The organism is Bacillus sp. 17RED48 (genome assembly GCF_019837545.1).
Taxonomy (GTDB): Bacteria; Bacillota; Bacilli; order Bacillales; family Bacillaceae_G; genus Bacillus_A; species Bacillus_A wiedmannii.
In genome coordinates this window covers 1-405 of the sequence record NZ_JADAXG010000059.1, presented here as the reverse complement: position 1 = coordinate 405, position 405 = coordinate 1, and the positions used below count along the sequence as shown (strand labels likewise).

Genomic DNA, 405 nt, shown 5'->3' with positions numbered 1-405 from the left:
TGACCATGAAAACTGTTTTCCTTCCAAGATATCATCTGCATTTGGTACATGGCTTTTTATTTGAGTAAGAAGATCCTTCAACGGTCGCTGTTCATTCGCAAAAGCAGAAATGATACTGTTATTTAATTCTCTCCACTCAGCATCTGTTACATTTGGATTTTGTAACATAAGAGAAACGTAATCTTCCCATACTAAAAAATTGATTGGTAAAATATTGGTGGATATTTTATAAATTGCAATTTTATTATCTGCTGAAGTCATCGCTTTCGCTAACCAGCGTAATCGCTCTGATTGATCTAGTTTTACTGGGTCACGTTCAGCATTTTCAAATAGTAGCATATACGGCACTTGATTTGTCGGGCTATTATCTGACCAAGGAATAACAGTTGCATCATGACGGCTCGA

The 405-nt window shown here is 36.3% G+C and carries 1 pseudogene; it reads right to left on the bottom strand.

The window, feature by feature from the left end:
* Positions 1 to 405: pseudogene (locus tag ILT06_RS32255) on the bottom strand (putative mucin/carbohydrate-binding domain-containing protein); the annotation flags it as partial.